This is a genomic window from Streptomyces sp. NBC_00414 (assembly GCF_036038375.1).
In the GTDB taxonomy this organism is placed as follows: domain Bacteria; phylum Actinomycetota; class Actinomycetes; order Streptomycetales; family Streptomycetaceae; genus Streptomyces.
This window is the reverse complement of the sequence record NZ_CP107935.1, coordinates 9,125,469-9,140,027: the sequence shown is the minus strand read 5'-3', so window position 1 is coordinate 9,140,027 and position 14,559 is coordinate 9,125,469. Positions and strand designations below refer to the sequence as shown.

Below are 14,559 nucleotides of genomic sequence, written 5' to 3'. Positions count from 1 at the left end.
AGCGGACCGGACGGCGGTCGAACCGGTTCCCCCTGCGAGCGGGAGACCTCCCGCACGCCGAGCGCCCAGGGTGTCCCCACAGCCCACGTCATGGCCCGTACGTGTCCTGAAGGCGGGCTCGGGAGCAGGCGTGGTCCTTTGCCTGGCGACGGCGCTGATCCACGTGCTCCTGGTGTTTTTGCACGTGGCGCCTCCCAACCCCCTCTCCCGGGAGTACAACCGGCAGGTCGACGCATGGGTCTTCCCACTGTTCGAACAGAACTGGCGGCTCTTCGCGCCGGATCCCGAGTCGGTCAACCACCAGATCGCCGCACGGACCATGCACACCGCGCCGGACGGCAGTGTGCGGGTGAGCGGCTGGTCCGACCTGACCGCCGTCGACAACTCCGCGGTGAGACACCAGCCGTTCCCGAGCCACACGGCCCAGAACATGCTGCGCAGGGCCTGGAGTTCGTACCTGGAGACGCACGGGGGCGACGACCGGCCGCGCTCGCAAAGGGCGTTGATGATGCAGCGCTACCTGACCAACATCGCGGCGGACCGCCTCACCGCCCACCGCGGCGGCGCCTTCGAGTCCGTCCAGCTGCGGGTGATCACGGTGCCGATCGCACCGGCTGACGGCCCCGGCTCGCCCATCGCTGCTCCAAAGCCTGCCGATACGCGATATCTGCCCTGGTGGAAGGTCGACTCCCATGGAAACTGAGCAGTCGGTCGCACCGAACCGGCGTGTGCCCGAAGGACCCGTCGGGCTCGACGGTCCCGGAGGACCCGGAGGAGCCGGAGGGGCGCACGGGGACGAGCCGCGCCGGGCTCCGGAGCGGCTCGGTGTGCTTCTCGGTGTCCTGACCGAGCGGCCGGTCGGCCTGTACGCCGCCGCGGTGCTGCGTATCGGCTACGGATTTCTCTACCTGGTCTTCCTGTCGCGGGAGTTCCCGAACCGCGACGAGATCTGGGGCCCCGGGTCACCGTGGACCCCCGAGCTGGCCAGGCAGCTGTTCGACCAGACAGGGTGGGCGAGCATCCTCACCCTGTCCGACAGCCGACCGTACTTCGAGGCCTGTTACGCGGCAGCCCTCGTCACATCCGCACTGTTCATGCTGGGCTGGCGCACCAGAGCGGTGTCCGTGCTCTTCGCGGTCGTGGTCGCGTCCTTCCACGCCAGAGCCATCTTCATGACCGACGGAGGAGACAATCTCATCCTCCTCATGGCGTTGTACCTGGTCTTCACCGCGTGCGGCCGCCGCTGGTCCCTGGACGCCCGCCGGGCCCGGCCGCGAACTTCCCCGGGCGGGGCGAGGACCGGGCCGGCGGTCCTGGACACGGGCCGCCTCCGGTATCAACTGGGCGCGTCCCGCACGAGGTTGACGGCAGTGCTCCACAACTGCGGCATGTTCGTCATCGCGGCCCAGGTCTGTTTCCTCTACGGATCCGCCGGGCTCTACAAGGTGCAGGGCGGCTCCTGGGGCAACGGGACCGCCCTCCACTACGTCCTCAACCTCGGCCTGTTCAGGCCCTGGCCCGAACTGTCGCTCCTGGCGGACGAGCACGACGTACTGATCGCCGTCGCCTGCTACCTGACCGTGCTGTTGCAGGTCGCGTTCCCCTTCGTCCTGTTCGGCCGGCTCAAGTACCCGGTACTGACGATGCTGTTGGGCATGCACCTGGGCATCGCGGTGCTCATGGGACTCCCGCTCTTCTCCGGCGCGATGATCGTGGCGGACGCCGTGTTCCTGCCGGACCGCTTCTACCTGCGTCTTGGACGGTCCGTGCGGCACGTCGTCCGGCGGACCCGTATCCGGCGGGCGGAGGCTTCGACCGGCGGCACGACGGCGCTCGTACCGCGGCAGCAGCCCGCCACGGTCAGCTCCGTATCAGGCGGATACCCAGCGCCCACGCGCACATCGTGTCGGGCGACGACACCCCATGGTCCTTCGAGCCCGACCTGACCCCGGGGTTCGTGCCGTCCACGGTCGGTTCCAACTGCCACAGCAGGGAGCCCGGTTCGGTGGGGAGTGCCTCGGCACCGATGCCCGTCAGAACGTGTCCGCTCGCGGGCAGCGACAGGGCCGCGGACGGATGCGGCACCGGGCCGCTGTCGCTGTCGGCGAAGTCCGTCCAGGCCTCGACGGTGTACTCGGCGCCGTCCACCGTGAAAGAGGACTTCAGGCACACCGCGAAGGCGTCGACGGTGCAGGGGCTGGAGACCTCGTGGTCCTTGGAGCGCACGGTCCAGGCACCGCCCGCCCGGGGGAAGGAGGCGGTGGCCAGGTTGCCCTCGGCCCTGCCGCCCCTGGTGTCACGCCAGTTGACGCGAAAGCCCCCGCCGATCAGCGTGTGGCCCGCCGGGACCCGCGCGGACGCGAAAGGGTGCGCCGCGTGCGCGCTTCGGGTGCGGACGACGGTCAGCAGTTCCCCGGCCAGCCGTTCACGGCTGACTCCGTCGATCTTCATTCCGATGGCGAAGGCCGTCAGCCGGTGCGGCTGGGGGATGTTGTGGTCCTTGGACGACGCCAGCCAGGCCGAGCCGTCGTCCGCCGGGTAGGAGGCGGTGAGCAGCGCGCCGTGCGGTGAGTTGACGGCGGTGGCGCCGCCACCGATCGCCACCATGTCGCTGTCGACCTCGGCGGCAAGGTCGGTGCAGTGCTGCTGGTCGTGGTCGGCCCGGTGCCGGAAGGCCGCGGTGGTCATCAGCCCGGAGGCGTCACGGCGGCGGAACAACTCGCGGCTGCGCCGGGGCCCGACCGGCGAACGCAAGGGTCCTGCGACGGGGTGGCCCGCGGGATCGAACCCGGGGACCCGCGTGCCGGCCGACGCAGCCCGGGGGTCGGCCGCTGCGACTCGCGTGCCCGTCGACGTGGCCCGTGTGTCGGTCACCGGCCCGAGGTCCGTCAGGCGGCGGACCGCCTCCCGGCCCGCGCGCGTGCCGTAGTGCTTGAAGGCGAACCGGCGGGCCCGCTCCGGGGAACGGTCGGTCAGACAGCGGAGCAGGGACGGGGCGGCCCCCGGGGCCGAGTCGTCGGTCGCCCGCCAGTTGTCGTCGCCCGCCTCCCGCCAGATGGCGGCGGCCATCAGCCGCGGATCGTCGAAGCAGGCGCACGAGGCGTCCTCCAGGATCCGCCACAGCGTCTTGGGTACGTCGTCCAGCACTCCGGGCCGCCCCTGGCCCGGCTCCTGGTGCCAGTGCAGCATCGCCCCTGCCTCGCAGAAGCCGACGCGCAGCCATCTGCCGTCCGGGTGCCGTAGTCGCGCCGTCTGCGATCCGTTCTCCGAAACGGTGCACGTACAGCCCCGACGGGCGGGATCCGGTTCGAGGAGCGCGTGCAGCACCGCCAATGAGCCGCAGCGGTCGAGGAGTTCGGCGGTGCCCGGCAGCCGCAGGGCGACGTCGTGGAGGTTCATGCCGCCATTCAAGCGCCCGGGACCGACAACGCGGGGCGTCTTGAGCCCGGAAGGGGCCGCAAGGGGCCGCAAGGGGCCGCAAGGGGTCGGAGGAGGCGGGTCGATCTCGGGTGGGAACGGAACGGGAACGGGGTTCGGGACAGTCCGGGTGACTCGGACGGCGGTGCGCTCCGGTGCCGCCCGGGTCCGCTCAACCGCCCTCGTTCCCAGCGACTGTTCAGGAGACCCCTCGTGCACCCATTGCTGCGTACAGGTGAGGAAGTTGGTGACGCGCTGGCCGAGAACCGGCCCGTTGTCGCCCTGGAGTCGACGGTGATCGCGCACGGGCTGCCCTATCCGGGCAACGTGGAGACCGCGCTCGCCATCGAGAAGGCGGTCCGGGAGTCGGGCGCCGTACCGGCGACCGTCGGGCTGGACGGCGGCCGGTTCACCGTGGGGATGTCGCCCGACGACATGGAGCGCTTCGCGGTCGGGCCCGATGTGCCCAAGGTGTCCAGCCGGGATGTCGGGGTCGTACTGGCCGGTGGCGGCCTGGGTGCCACCACCGTGGCCTCGTCGCTCGTCGCCGCGGATCTCGCGGGCATCCCGTTCTTCTCCACGGCGGGCATCGGTGGTGTCCACCGCGGTGCGGGCGAGAGCTTCGACATCTCCGCCGACCTCGTGCAGTTCACGCGGAGCAAGGTGGCCGTCGTCTGTGCCGGCGCCAAGAGCATCCTGGACCTGGGGCTGACACTGGAGTACCTGGAGACGCTCGGTGTGCCGGTGATCGGCTACCGCTTCGACCACTTCCCCGCCTTCTACTGCCGTTCCAGCGGCCTGCGCGTACCCCAGCGGATCGACGACCCGGGCGACATCGCGCGTGCCGTGCGGATGCACTGGGCGGCCGGTCTGCCGGGCGGTGCCCTGATCACCGCGCCCATCGACGAGGAACACGCCCTGGACAGCGACCTCATGGAGGGTGTGATCCAGGGAGCGCTGCGCGCCGCCGAGGACGACGGGGTACGCGGTCCCGCCGCGACCCCGTACCTGATGAAGGCCGTCTCGCGGGCCACGGAGGGCCGTTCGGCCGCCGCCAACCGCGAGGTGCTCATCAGCACCGCCCGGCTCGCCGGACACCTCGCCGTCGCCTACGCGGCCACCGCCGAACCGGACGGGCGGGCCGCGGCATGACCTCCGCGTTCGTCTTCGACATCGACGGCACCCTCGCCGACACCCCGAACGCCATCGCCGAGTTGATCGGCTCCGTGGTGCGCGACCTCGGCGCCCGTCCCGGCCACGCGGAGGTGCTCGCGACGGTCGGCAAGCCTCTGGAGGCGTCTCTCGCGGGGCTGTTGGGCACGTGCGTACACGACACCGTGACCGCCGAGGCCGCCGCCCGCTACCGCCGCCGCTTCACCACGGACGTCCTCAGCCGGGGACCCGCGCTCCTGCTGCCGGGCGTGACCGAAGGACTGGACCGGCTTCGGTCGGCGGGGCGTCCGCTCGGGATCGCCACCTCCAAGATCTACGCCAGTGCCCACGCGCTCCTGGACGCCACCGGCATCCTCAACAGGTTCGACACCGTCGTCTGCCACAACATGGTCGAACGCGGCAAGCCCCACCCCGACATGGCGCTGCGGGCCCTGGCCGACCTCGGCGCGCAGGCGTCGCGGTCCTGGTACGTGGGCGACACCGTCACCGACATGGCGATGGCGCGTGCCGCCGGTCTGCGGACCGTGGCCGTGTCCTACGGCGTCGACTCCGCCGAGGCGCTCGCCGCCGCCGGCGCCGGCCATGTAGTCGCCGACTTCCCCGCGGTGATCGACATCCTCCTGCACGGCGCCCCGCGCACCACCCGGGTCAACACCCGAGTCACGCCCCGAATCACCACCCGAGCCCTCACCGGGACCAGCCCGGAACCGACCGGAGCCCTGTCATGACCACCGCGCAGACCCCCCAAGCCTCCCCGCCCGCCTCCCCTGAGACCTCTCCCAAGACCTCCCCCGAGACCGCCGCCCCCACGACCACCCGGTTCAGCGGCCGCATGGTGGCCGCGCTGCTGGCCCTGTCCATCGCCCAGTTCCTGGTGGCACTCGACTACTCGATCATCTACGTGGCGCTGCCCAGCATCGGATCAGGGCTGGGCCTGGCCCCGGAGCGACTCCAGTGGGTCGTGTCCGCCTACGCCGTCTTCTTCGCAAGTTTCCTCGTCGTGGGAGGCCGGGCCGCCGACCTGACCGGTCCGCGCAGGCTCTTCCTCGGCGCGCTGGCACTGTTCGGCGCCGGCTCGCTCGCGGCCGGACTGGCCGGTGACCAGTGGCTGCTGGTCGCCTCCCGGGCCGCCCAGGGCATCGGCGCCGCCGCACTGACCCCGGCCATGCTGGCCCTGATCGGTGCCGCGTTCCCGGCCGGTCCCGTCCGTTCCCGGGCGCTCGCGATCTGGGGCGCGATCGGCGCGGTGGGGCTCGCGGCCGGTGTGCTCGTCGGCGGTGTGCTGACCGCGGTGCTCTCCTGGCGGTGGGTGTTCTTCGTGAACGTGCCGCTCATCCTGGTCACGGTCGCCCTCGCACTGCGGGTGCTCCCGGCGGGCGCGCGCACCAAGGCCTCGGTCAGACACCTGAACATTCCCGGCGCCGCCCTGTTCACCGGCGCCGTGCTCTTCCTGGTGGCGGCGCTCACCCAGGCCGCCGTCGACGGCTGGGCCTCCGCGTCCTGCCTAGGCTGCCTGGCGGCGGCCGGCGCACTGGGCACGGCCTGGTCGGCGTACGACCGGCGTCCGGCCGCGACCCCGCTCATCCCGCCGGCCCTGCTGCGGGTGCGCTCGCTGGCCGGTGCGAGCGCGATGTCGGCGCTCTACATGGCGAGCGTCGGCGCCGAGTTCTTCCTGATCACACTCTTCCTCCAGGACGTGTGGGGCTACGGTCCGCTCGGCGCCGGTATCGCCTTCCTGCCGCTGGCGTTGAGCGTGGTGGCGGGCAACCTCGTCACCGGGCAGCTCGCCGGGTCCTGGGGAATCCGCCCCACCCTCGCCTCCGGATTCGCGCTCGGCGCGGTGGGGCTGGCCCTGCTCGGTCTCGGTACGGGCGGCTCGGACTACTGGACCGCCGTACTGCCGGGCCTGCTCGTCAGCGGGCTCGGGCAGGGCATGGCCTTCGCGGGGATGTACATCGCGGGCACCAAGGACGTGCCGGACAGCGAGCAGGGCACGGCGTCCGCGGTGCTGACGACGACTCAGTACACGGGCGGCGCGATGGGGCTGGCCGTACTGGTCCTCGTACTCGGTGACGCGCCGGCCGGCGGGGCGTTCGGCCGGGCCTACGCGCTGACCGCCGTCCTCGCCCTGGTGGCCGCCGCAGTGGCACTGCGGACGCTGTCGCCCCGGACGGCCGATGCCCGGACGGATGCCGGGGGCGGGCGGTGACGCTGCCACGGGTGATCGATCCCGGCACCGGTCCCACCACCGTCGTCGGCGGCACCCCGGTCTCCTTCCTCGTCACCGGGGACGACACGGCAGGCCGCTTCGGCCTCACCGAACACCGGCTTCCGCCCCGGGCGCCGGGCGCTCCCCTGCACTTCCACAACGAGCTGACCGAGATGTTCTACGTGGCGAGCGGCGAGGTCCTGCTCACGCTGGGCGGGGAGCGGCGCATCGCGGGTCCCGGCACGTTCATGATGGTGCCGCCCGGGACCACCCACGCGTTCGGCAACCCCGGCACCGACCCCGCCACCCTGCTGGTGATGTTCACCCCGGACGGCGGCCGGGAGAAGTACTTCCGCGAACTGGGCGAACTGCTGAACTCCTCGCCCGAACCGACCCCCGAGATGATGGCGGAACTGGCCCGCAGATTCGACCAGTTCCCGGCGAGCGAATCCCCCGACAACTGAGGAGAGAACCATGCCTGTGGTGACCGTGGACTGGTGGAAGGGCAACGACCGACAGAAACGAGCCGATCTCGTGGACGAGTTGACCACGACCGTGGCCCGGATCGCGGGATGCCCCAGAGACGTCGTGACCGTGCTGGTGCGGGATGTCGAGCAGGATCACTGGGGCCGCGGCGGTGTCCTGGCCGACACCCCGGCCGAGGAGCCGGCGGACCCCGCGCCGGTGCCGCCGGACGCCGAACCCGCGCTGTCGAGGCGCCCTTGACAACAACCGACGCACACGGCCGGTGGCCGACAGTTCCCGCTGTCGGCCACCGGCCGTGTGCGTTCGCGCCCTCGTTCTCGAACGCCGGACGGGCCGGGGACTTCGCCCGCGGGCCAGTGGGGGCCTGTCGCGCGGTTCCCCGTGCCCCAGAAAAGCCGGGCCGCGCCCCTGCCATTCGGCCCGGCGGGAGGCGGACGGGAACTACGCTCTGCGACACGGCCGCTGCAGAAACGATGCTTCCCGCCGTCCCGTTCCCGCGCCCCGGGCGGGCGCCCTTCGCGGCAGCGACGCCCCACCGGCAACACCCGGCTGCGGTCCGCCTGTTGCGTACGGCCCGGCCACGCGCCAACGACCTGCGCAAAGCCTAAACCCCTACAAAAACTTGTCCGATATCCACCAGCGCGCCCCTCGCCGCCAACACGAGACATATGAAGCCGCAACGGTCGGTGCACATCTTGAGTCAGGATGTACAGGACAACGACGGCCGCCCAGCGCGGTTCCCTGCGGAACATCGAGGAACTGGCAACGGTCTTCGGTCCTGCCAGCAGGGCCTTCCCGCAGGTGAGCAGCAGGGTGGCGGCCGACCCCGGACCGAGGAGAGGGCACGCGCCATGCGCCAGACACCGCCCGTACGCTTTCGCATCCTCGGATCTCTGGAATGTTGGGACGGGGACGAGCGTGTCCATGTCGGAGGTCCCGTCAGCGAACGGGTCCTGGTGACGCTGCTCCTCGAACCCCAGCGCGTCCTGCCGGTGCACCGGCTCGTCGAAGCCGTCTGGGACGAGGACGCGCCCGCCACCGCGGCACACCAGGTACGCAAGGCCGTCGCCGAACTGCGCCAGCGCATCCCCGGCGGACGCGACCTCATCGCGACGGACGGCCCCGGATACCGTGCGGCGGTCACACCCGAACAGCTGGACCTGCTGCAGTTCACCGACGCCCTGCGGCGGGCCCGCGACCACGCTTCCGCCGGCCTCGCCCCGGAGGCGACGGCACTGCTGCGCGAAGCCGTCGCCCTGTGGCGCGGGCCGGTGCTGTCCGGCAACGGCGGCGCGGTCGTCGACGCGGCCTCCGCTTCGCTGGAGGAACGCCGTATGACCGCGGTGGAGCAGCTCTTCGACCTCAGACTGGAGGCCGGGGAGGGCGCCGAACTGGTCGCCGGGATCCGCGAGGCCATCGGCGGCAACCCGCTGCGCGAGACCCTCCGCGGTCAACTCATGCTCGCCCTGTACCGCTCGGGCCGCCAGGCCGAGGCGCTGGAGGAGTACGGGAACATCCGCGCCCTGCTCGACGAGGAACTCGGCATCCAGCCGGGTGACGCCCTGCGCGAGCTGCACCAGGCCATCCTGCGCAACGAACCCTCGCTGACCGTCGCCGCCGCGCCCTCACCGACCGCGGCCCCGACCGTGACCGGCAGCCGCTCCACCCTGCCCTACGACCTGCGGGACTTCACCGGCCGCGAGGAGGAACTGCACAAGCTGCTCGGCTTCGTCGAGGGCGCCACCGGCTCCGGCCCCCTCATCATCGCCATCGACGGCATGGGAGGCAGCGGCAAGACCTCCCTCGCCGTGCGCGCCGCACACCGTCTCGCCGAGCAGTATCCCGACGCGCAGCTCCACCTCGACCTGCGCGGCTACACCCCGGGCGAGGAACCCCTCGCCCCGGCCGCGGCGGCCGAGGCCCTCCTGCGCATGCTCGGCGTCCCGGGCGAGCGCATCCCCGACGACCCGCAGGGCCGCATCACCCTGTGGCGCTCCACCATGACCAAGCACAGGATGATCCTGTTGCTCGACAACGTAGTCGACGAGGCTCAGGTGAAGCCGCTGCTCGCCTCGCCCACCGGCACCGTCGTCCTGATCACCAGCCGCGCCCTGCTCGTGGACCTGGACGCGGCGCACTCCGTGTCCCTGGGCACGATGGCTCCGCCGGACAGTGTCGCCCTGATCGTCGGCATCATCGGAGAGCGCCGGGCGGAGGCCGAGGCCGAGGCCGTCGCCGACCTGGCCGACCTCGCCGGACACCTGCCGCTCGCCCTGCGCATCGCCGCGGCACGGTTACGCAAACGACCCCGCTGGACCGTGCGCTACCTCGTGGACCGGCTCCGCGACGACACCCACCGCCTCGCCGAACTCAGCGCGGGCGAGCGCAGCGTGGAGGTCACCCTGCGGCTGTCGTACGAGGGACTGGCCGCCGACTACCGCAAGTCCTTCCGGCTGCTCGGCCAGTACCCGGGCGCCGATCTCGACGTCTACACGGCGGCGGCCCTGCTCGACCTGGGCGTCAGGGACGCCGAGGACGTCCTGGAGTACCTCCTCGACATGCACCTCGTGCAGCAGCACGAGCCGGGCCGCTACGCGTTCCACGACCTGGTGCGCAGCTTCGCCCTCATGCTGTCGCGGACCCGCAGTACCGGCGGCACCGGCGAGTTCTCCGAGGAGGCCGCGGGCGCGGTACGCCGACTGCTGGAGTTCTCGCTCACCGCCTCGGACGCCGCCTGTGACCTGCTCTTCCCCGGCAGGGTGCGGATGGCCCGCCCGACGCCCTCGTTCCAGCCCGAACTGGCCCCGCTGAGCACGCCGGAGGCCGCCCGCGACTGGTTCGAGCGCGAACAGGACAGTCTTCTCGCGGCGATCACCCTGGCCTTCCGCCGGGGCCTGGACCGCGAGGTCGCCCTGCTCGCGGCGAACGTCGTCTTCCACCTCGATCTCCGGGGCCGGCTCGACGACTTCCTGGCGCTGTGCCGCACCGCGCTCGCCGCGGCCCGCCGTCTGGACGAGGCCGACCTCCTGCGGCTGAGTCTGTCCAACCTGGCGGTCGCCTGCTGGAAGCGCGGCAGGTTCGAGGACGGCATAGCGGCGGCGGTCGAGGCGCATCAACTCGCGGTGGAACTGGGCGACCGGCGCGGCCAGGCCAAGGACACCGGCGTGCTGGGCCTGCTGCTGGCCACCACCGGCCGCTTCGACGAGGCACTTCCCCGCCTTGAGCAGTCGATCGCCCTCAAGCGTGAACTCGGCGCCGAACGGGCCGAGTCGGAGTCCCTGTCGAACGTCAGCGGCGTCTACATGGAACGCGGATGCTTCGAGGAAGCCGTGAGCGCGGCGACCCGCTCCATCGAACTCGCCCGCAAACTGGGGGCGTCGGAGAAGGAACTCGTGGGGCTGAGCGATCTGGCGCAGGTCCAGTTGGCCATGGGTGACGTGGAGACTGCGGCCCGCACGCTCGCGGCCGCCCGCGAGCGGGCCCCCGGTTCGCTGGCTCCGGCCGACCGGGCGCTGCAGCTCGTCCTCTCCGCGGAGGCCGAGGGCCGGCTCGGGCGGCGGCAACTGGTGCTGCCCTGGGTGGAGGAGGCCCTCGCCACCAAGGGGCTGGAGGACGCGCCCGTACGGGAGGTCACCGTGTGGAACACCGCGGGGCGGTTCTTCCACCGGGACGGCGACGACGAGCGGGCGCTGGGGCTGCACCGGCAGGCCCACGCCTCCGCGGCCCGGCTGGGCCACCGGGTGGAGGAGGCCTACGCCCTGGACGGCATCGCCCGGGCCCTGGCGGCGCTGGGTGACGCCGAGGGGGCGGCCGAGCGGGGGGCTGCCGCCGAGGAGGCCTTCCGTGCGATGGGGATCCCTGGGCGCTTCCGCCGGGCGGACTGACTCGCCCGCCGAGTGAAGCTCCACATGCCGATGCCCGCCGTTCGTCACGGCGGGCATCGGCATGTGGAGCGAGGTTCAGCGGGCGGAGCGGAGCGGACGCGACGTCCGGGGACCGAGCCTTCAAGCGGCTCAGACGGCTCAGACGGCAAGGAAGTTGGGGCCCTCGTCACCGTTCACACCGGCGGTGACGGCGTTGGGGCCCTCGTCGCCCTCCACACCGGCGGTGACGGCATTCGGGCCTTCGTCGCCGTCAGCGCCGACCGCGACCACGTTGGGGCCCTCATCACCCTCCACACCGGCCGTCACGGCGTTGGGACCCTCATCGCCCTCGATGCCGGTCGTGACGACGTTCGGGCCCTCGTCGCCGTCAGCACCGACCGCGACCACGTTCGGACCCTCATCACCCTCCACACCGGCCGTCACGGCGTTCGGGCCCTCGTCGCCCTCGATGCCGGTCGTGATGGCGTTCGGGCCCTTGTCCGAGGCGGTGTCCCAGGCGAGGGAGAAGCTGGAGACGAAGTTCGGGCCCTCGTCCGAGGCGGGGCTCGCGGCGGCCGTCCCGGCGGCGATGCCGGCTCCGAGAGCCAGGGTGACCGCCGCGGAAGCGAAGAGACCGGCCGAGGTTGCGAAGCCCTTGAGGATCATGATGTCCGCCTTCTGTCGTCGCGATCTGCGGTGCTGACAGAAAGAAAGGTCGCGCCGGGCGCTCCCGGCCCGTTCCGCTTCCGTTACCGGCCCTGCGGGTGCGGCGGGGAAGCACCCGGGAACCCCGTCGGTACTGCCCGCGCACGCCAACGACGACCGCCCGCACGACCCCTCGCGGGCCGTGCGGGCGGCGTACTGCGACGGCCTACGACAGCGGCGTACGACTGCCGCGTGCCGGGCCTCAGATGTGGTCGGGCCGCCGGCTCACCTCCGCGCGCAGCAGCCGTCCCGCCGACGCGACCGTCTCCGCGGCCTCCTGCGTGGACTCCGCGCTCAGCAGCACGTAGCCCTCCGCGCCGCCGCCGTGGCCGGGGATGTCGTCCCCGGACGCGTACGGGAAGTGCACCCGATGGACACCGGGCAGCTCGGACACCGCTTCCAGGCCGGACACCGACAACAGACGCCCCACCGGCAGCCGGTAGGACGCGACGGCGGCGTACCCGTCGGCCGTCGGCACGTTCACGGGTTTCCCGGACAGCGCCTGTACGAGTTCCGCTTCGGCGCCGAAGCCGGTGGCGAGCTCGATCAGGGAGGCCAGTGGCTCGTCCGGATAGTCGGCCCGGGAACGCACCACACGGGGGCCGTCGGCCGTCAGCACGACCACGGTGTAGGCGTAGCCGAACTCGTACCCGGCGAGGTCGAGCAGCTCGGTCGCGATCGCGCGGGCCTCCGCCTCGTCCCGCTCCCCCAGGGGCGCCGGGAAGAGGTGACTGCTCGGATGCCAGGCGCCGTGCAGTGCCACGACCCCGACGACCCGGTGCATGCCGTCGACCGTGAGGGTCACGACCCCGTACTCGGGGCCCTCCAGGTACTGCTCCACAAGATAGGAACGTTCACCGGGCGGCTCGTCGCAGAGGGCGGAGATCTCGGCGGAGGGCGGCAGGGTGCGTACGGTGACCGGCGCGCCGATCTCCTCGACGGCGGCGGGCAGTTCCTGGGCCGTACGGGCCCGGGCCGCGGGCACGTACGAGTGCCGGCTGCCGTTGAGCAGTGCCCGCATGGCCGCGGGCTCGCCCAGCAGCCGGGCCGCGTCGACCGGGTTGGGGGTCACGCCCAGGCGGGCCGCGGTCGTGGCGACCGCGGGCAGGGCTGCCGTGCCCGCGAAGGCCAGCAGCCGCTGTGTCCCGTGGGCACGGACCGAGACCTCGATCGCCTCGGACAGCGCGGCCTCGTCCGCGAGGTCGACGAGGTCCACCGGTATCCCGGCGGGAACGTCGTCGTCCGGGGGATGCGGGGGAAGGGACGCGTCGGCGAGCACCCGTACGGCGAATCCCGCCGCGACGGCCTCGCGGACGAGGCGGGTCGAGGGACAGAGCAGCAGCAGTCGCTGCGGAGCGCTGTCCGGGGGGTGAGGCTCTCGGTAGCGGTCGGCCGTCGCGCTCATGGCTGGCTCCTCGTCTCCTCGACGGCGGGCGGGATCCGGCGGTCGTCTCGCTCGCCCGGGTCCCACGTGCCCCGGCCAACCAACGGCCGGACAACTGATGGTTCGTACATGTCTGGATGCTTCCTCGTGCGTAAGTGCGCCGGACCGACTGCTCCGGTCATGCCCGCACGTCCCCGCGCGGAGCGGCGCTCGACGGGAGTGTCCCTGCGGCCGTTCCCGGATCCCTCCCCGTACGTTCCCGGCCGGGCCGCGGCATCGCGCTCGCGCACCGGTGGCCGGGGGGAACGGGGCGGGAAGGGAGCGGGAACGGGATGGGTCACGGTCTTCTCGGGACCTCGACCACAGCGGCGGCCGTCGGGCTCCCCCCTTCGCCGGGAGCGGACCGTGCCCCACGCACCGTCCCGCACACACCGTCCCTGACCCGTCCACGGCCGCCTTCCCTCACCGACTGGAGCCCCCATGAGCGCCACTGGCAAGGAGCCCACCGACAAGGAGCCGGCCGCTGTCCTGCCCTTCCGGCGGACCGAAGCGGCCGGCACCCGGGCCTTACCGACGGCCACCCCTCCCGACCTCACCGGTACCGGTCTGCTGCGTCTGATGCGGGAGGACCTGCGGGTCGTCGTCGAGCGCGACCCCTCCGTCCGGGGCCGGGTCGAAGCCGCGCTGCACCCCGCGCTGACCGCTCTGTGGGCGCACCGGATCGCACACCGGCTGCACACCGGTGGACACCGGATGACGGCCCGTCTGCTGGCCCGCTGGGCCCGTCGGCTGACCGCCGTCGAGATCCACCCCGGAGCGGTGCTGGGCCGCCGGGTGTTCATCGACCACGGAGCCGCCGTCGTCATCGGCGAGACGTGCACGGTCGGCGACGACGTGACGATCTACCACCAGGTGACGCTCGGCGCGGTCGGCTGGTGGAGCGACAACAAGCGGCCGGAGGGCGACCGCCGGCATCCGGTGGTGGGCCGCAACGTCGTTCTCGGCACCAACGCCACCGTGCTCGGCCCGGTGACCGTCGGCGACGACGCGGTCATCGGCGCGCAGGCCCTGGTCAACAAGGACGTGCCGGAGGGGATGCGCATGCTGGCCGCCACCGCTTCCGGGCGCACGCCGGGCCGCCCGTCCGAGGACACCATCGCGAGCATCGCCTCGGCCGGTTCCTGGTAGCCGCTCCCCCGCCTCCGTCTTCGCTCCCCCCGCCCGCTGCGCCACCGGTCGCCCTCCGCCACCGGCCCCCTCCCTCCGGTCTTTCCGCCCGCCCGGTCCTTCCGCCCGCAGGCCCAGATCTGACAAGGAATCAC

The 14,559-nt window shown here is 72.4% G+C and carries 12 protein-coding genes; 9 read left to right on the top strand and 3 right to left on the bottom strand.

Annotated elements, in window-relative coordinates:
• Positions 1–130: 130 nt before the first annotated feature.
• Both OHS59_RS39220 and OHS59_RS39215 read left to right on the top strand, forming a co-directional pair.
• Complete coding sequence (locus OHS59_RS39220) at positions 131–703, top strand: DUF5819 family protein (RefSeq protein ID WP_328498076.1); 573 nt, start codon at positions 131–133, stop codon at positions 701–703.
• Complete coding sequence (locus OHS59_RS39215) at positions 693–1,946, top strand: HTTM domain-containing protein (protein WP_328498075.1); 1,254 nt, start codon at positions 693–695, stop codon at positions 1,944–1,946. Before OHS59_RS39220 ends, OHS59_RS39215 begins: the two co-directional genes overlap by 11 nt.
• Here OHS59_RS39215 and OHS59_RS39210 read toward each other — a convergent pair.
• Positions 1,861–3,399 (bottom strand): hypothetical protein, encoded by a 1,539-nt coding sequence (locus OHS59_RS39210; RefSeq protein ID WP_328498074.1) that lies wholly within the window; start codon positions 3,397–3,399, stop codon positions 1,861–1,863. The two genes, OHS59_RS39215 and OHS59_RS39210, sit on opposite strands and share 86 nt — an antisense overlap.
• A 231-nt stretch (positions 3,400–3,630) precedes the next feature.
• On the opposite strand from OHS59_RS39210, the gene OHS59_RS39205 reads away from it, so the two are divergent.
• The 6 genes from OHS59_RS39205 (at position 3,631) to OHS59_RS39180 (ending at position 11,169) form a co-directional block, all read left to right on the top strand.
• Positions 3,631–4,569, top strand: a complete 939-nt coding sequence (locus tag OHS59_RS39205) for a pseudouridine-5'-phosphate glycosidase (protein ID WP_328498073.1) — start codon at positions 3,631–3,633, stop codon at positions 4,567–4,569.
• The gene (locus OHS59_RS39200; RefSeq protein WP_328498072.1) at positions 4,566–5,318 is read left to right on the top strand and encodes an HAD family hydrolase; all 753 of its coding nucleotides are present in this window, start codon (positions 4,566–4,568) and stop codon (positions 5,316–5,318) included. Before OHS59_RS39205 ends, OHS59_RS39200 begins: the two co-directional genes overlap by 4 nt.
• Positions 5,315–6,799 (top strand): MFS transporter, encoded by a 1,485-nt coding sequence (locus tag OHS59_RS39195; RefSeq protein ID WP_328498071.1) that lies wholly within the window; start codon positions 5,315–5,317, stop codon positions 6,797–6,799. Before OHS59_RS39200 ends, OHS59_RS39195 begins: the two co-directional genes overlap by 4 nt.
• Positions 6,796–7,263: a cupin domain-containing protein gene (locus OHS59_RS39190; protein WP_328498070.1), complete on the top strand. Its 468-nt coding sequence runs from the start codon at positions 6,796–6,798 to the stop codon at positions 7,261–7,263. Before OHS59_RS39195 ends, OHS59_RS39190 begins: the two co-directional genes overlap by 4 nt.
• A 10-nt stretch (positions 7,264–7,273) precedes the next feature.
• Positions 7,274–7,525, top strand: coding sequence for a tautomerase family protein (locus OHS59_RS39185; RefSeq protein WP_328498069.1), 252 nt, complete (start codon positions 7,274–7,276; stop codon positions 7,523–7,525).
• 611 nt (positions 7,526–8,136) lie between these two features.
• Complete coding sequence (locus OHS59_RS39180; protein ID WP_328498068.1) at positions 8,137–11,169, top strand: AfsR/SARP family transcriptional regulator; 3,033 nt, start codon at positions 8,137–8,139, stop codon at positions 11,167–11,169.
• Between the two features lie 138 nt (positions 11,170–11,307).
• On the opposite strand, the gene OHS59_RS39175 is transcribed toward OHS59_RS39180, so the two are convergent.
• Both OHS59_RS39175 and OHS59_RS39170 read right to left on the bottom strand, forming a co-directional pair.
• A complete protein-coding gene (locus tag OHS59_RS39175; RefSeq protein WP_328498067.1) occupies positions 11,308–11,814 on the bottom strand; it encodes a hypothetical protein in 507 nt (168 codons plus the stop codon).
• A gap of 241 nt (positions 11,815–12,055) precedes the next feature.
• Positions 12,056–13,258 (bottom strand): hypothetical protein, encoded by a 1,203-nt coding sequence (locus OHS59_RS39170; RefSeq protein WP_328498066.1) that lies wholly within the window; start codon positions 13,256–13,258, stop codon positions 12,056–12,058.
• Positions 13,259–13,843: 585 nt separating this feature from the next.
• Between OHS59_RS39170 and epsC the strand changes: the two genes are divergently transcribed.
• Complete coding sequence (gene epsC / locus OHS59_RS39165; protein WP_443061673.1) at positions 13,844–14,425, top strand: serine O-acetyltransferase EpsC; 582 nt, start codon at positions 13,844–13,846, stop codon at positions 14,423–14,425.
• The last annotated feature ends 134 nt before the right edge of the window (positions 14,426–14,559 follow it).

What these genes read in the sequence shown, in the direction of transcription:
- OHS59_RS39215 (WP_328498075.1), top strand. Translation starts at nt 693, where the DNA reads ATGGAAACTGAGCAGTCGGTCGCACCGAACCGGCGTGTGCCCGAAGGA.
- OHS59_RS39210 (WP_328498074.1), bottom strand. Translation starts at nt 3,399, where the DNA reads ATGAACCTCCACGACGTCGCCCTGCGGCTGCCGGGCACCGCCGAACTC.
- OHS59_RS39200 (WP_328498072.1), top strand. Translation starts at nt 4,566, where the DNA reads ATGACCTCCGCGTTCGTCTTCGACATCGACGGCACCCTCGCCGACACC.
- OHS59_RS39195 (WP_328498071.1), top strand. Translation starts at nt 5,315, where the DNA reads ATGACCACCGCGCAGACCCCCCAAGCCTCCCCGCCCGCCTCCCCTGAG.
- OHS59_RS39185 (WP_328498069.1), top strand. Translation starts at nt 7,274, where the DNA reads ATGCCTGTGGTGACCGTGGACTGGTGGAAGGGCAACGACCGACAGAAA.
- OHS59_RS39180 (WP_328498068.1), top strand. Translation starts at nt 8,137, where the DNA reads ATGCGCCAGACACCGCCCGTACGCTTTCGCATCCTCGGATCTCTGGAA.
- OHS59_RS39175 (WP_328498067.1), bottom strand. Translation starts at nt 11,814, where the DNA reads ATGATCCTCAAGGGCTTCGCAACCTCGGCCGGTCTCTTCGCTTCCGCG.
- OHS59_RS39170 (WP_328498066.1), bottom strand. Translation starts at nt 13,258, where the DNA reads ATGAGCGCGACGGCCGACCGCTACCGAGAGCCTCACCCCCCGGACAGC.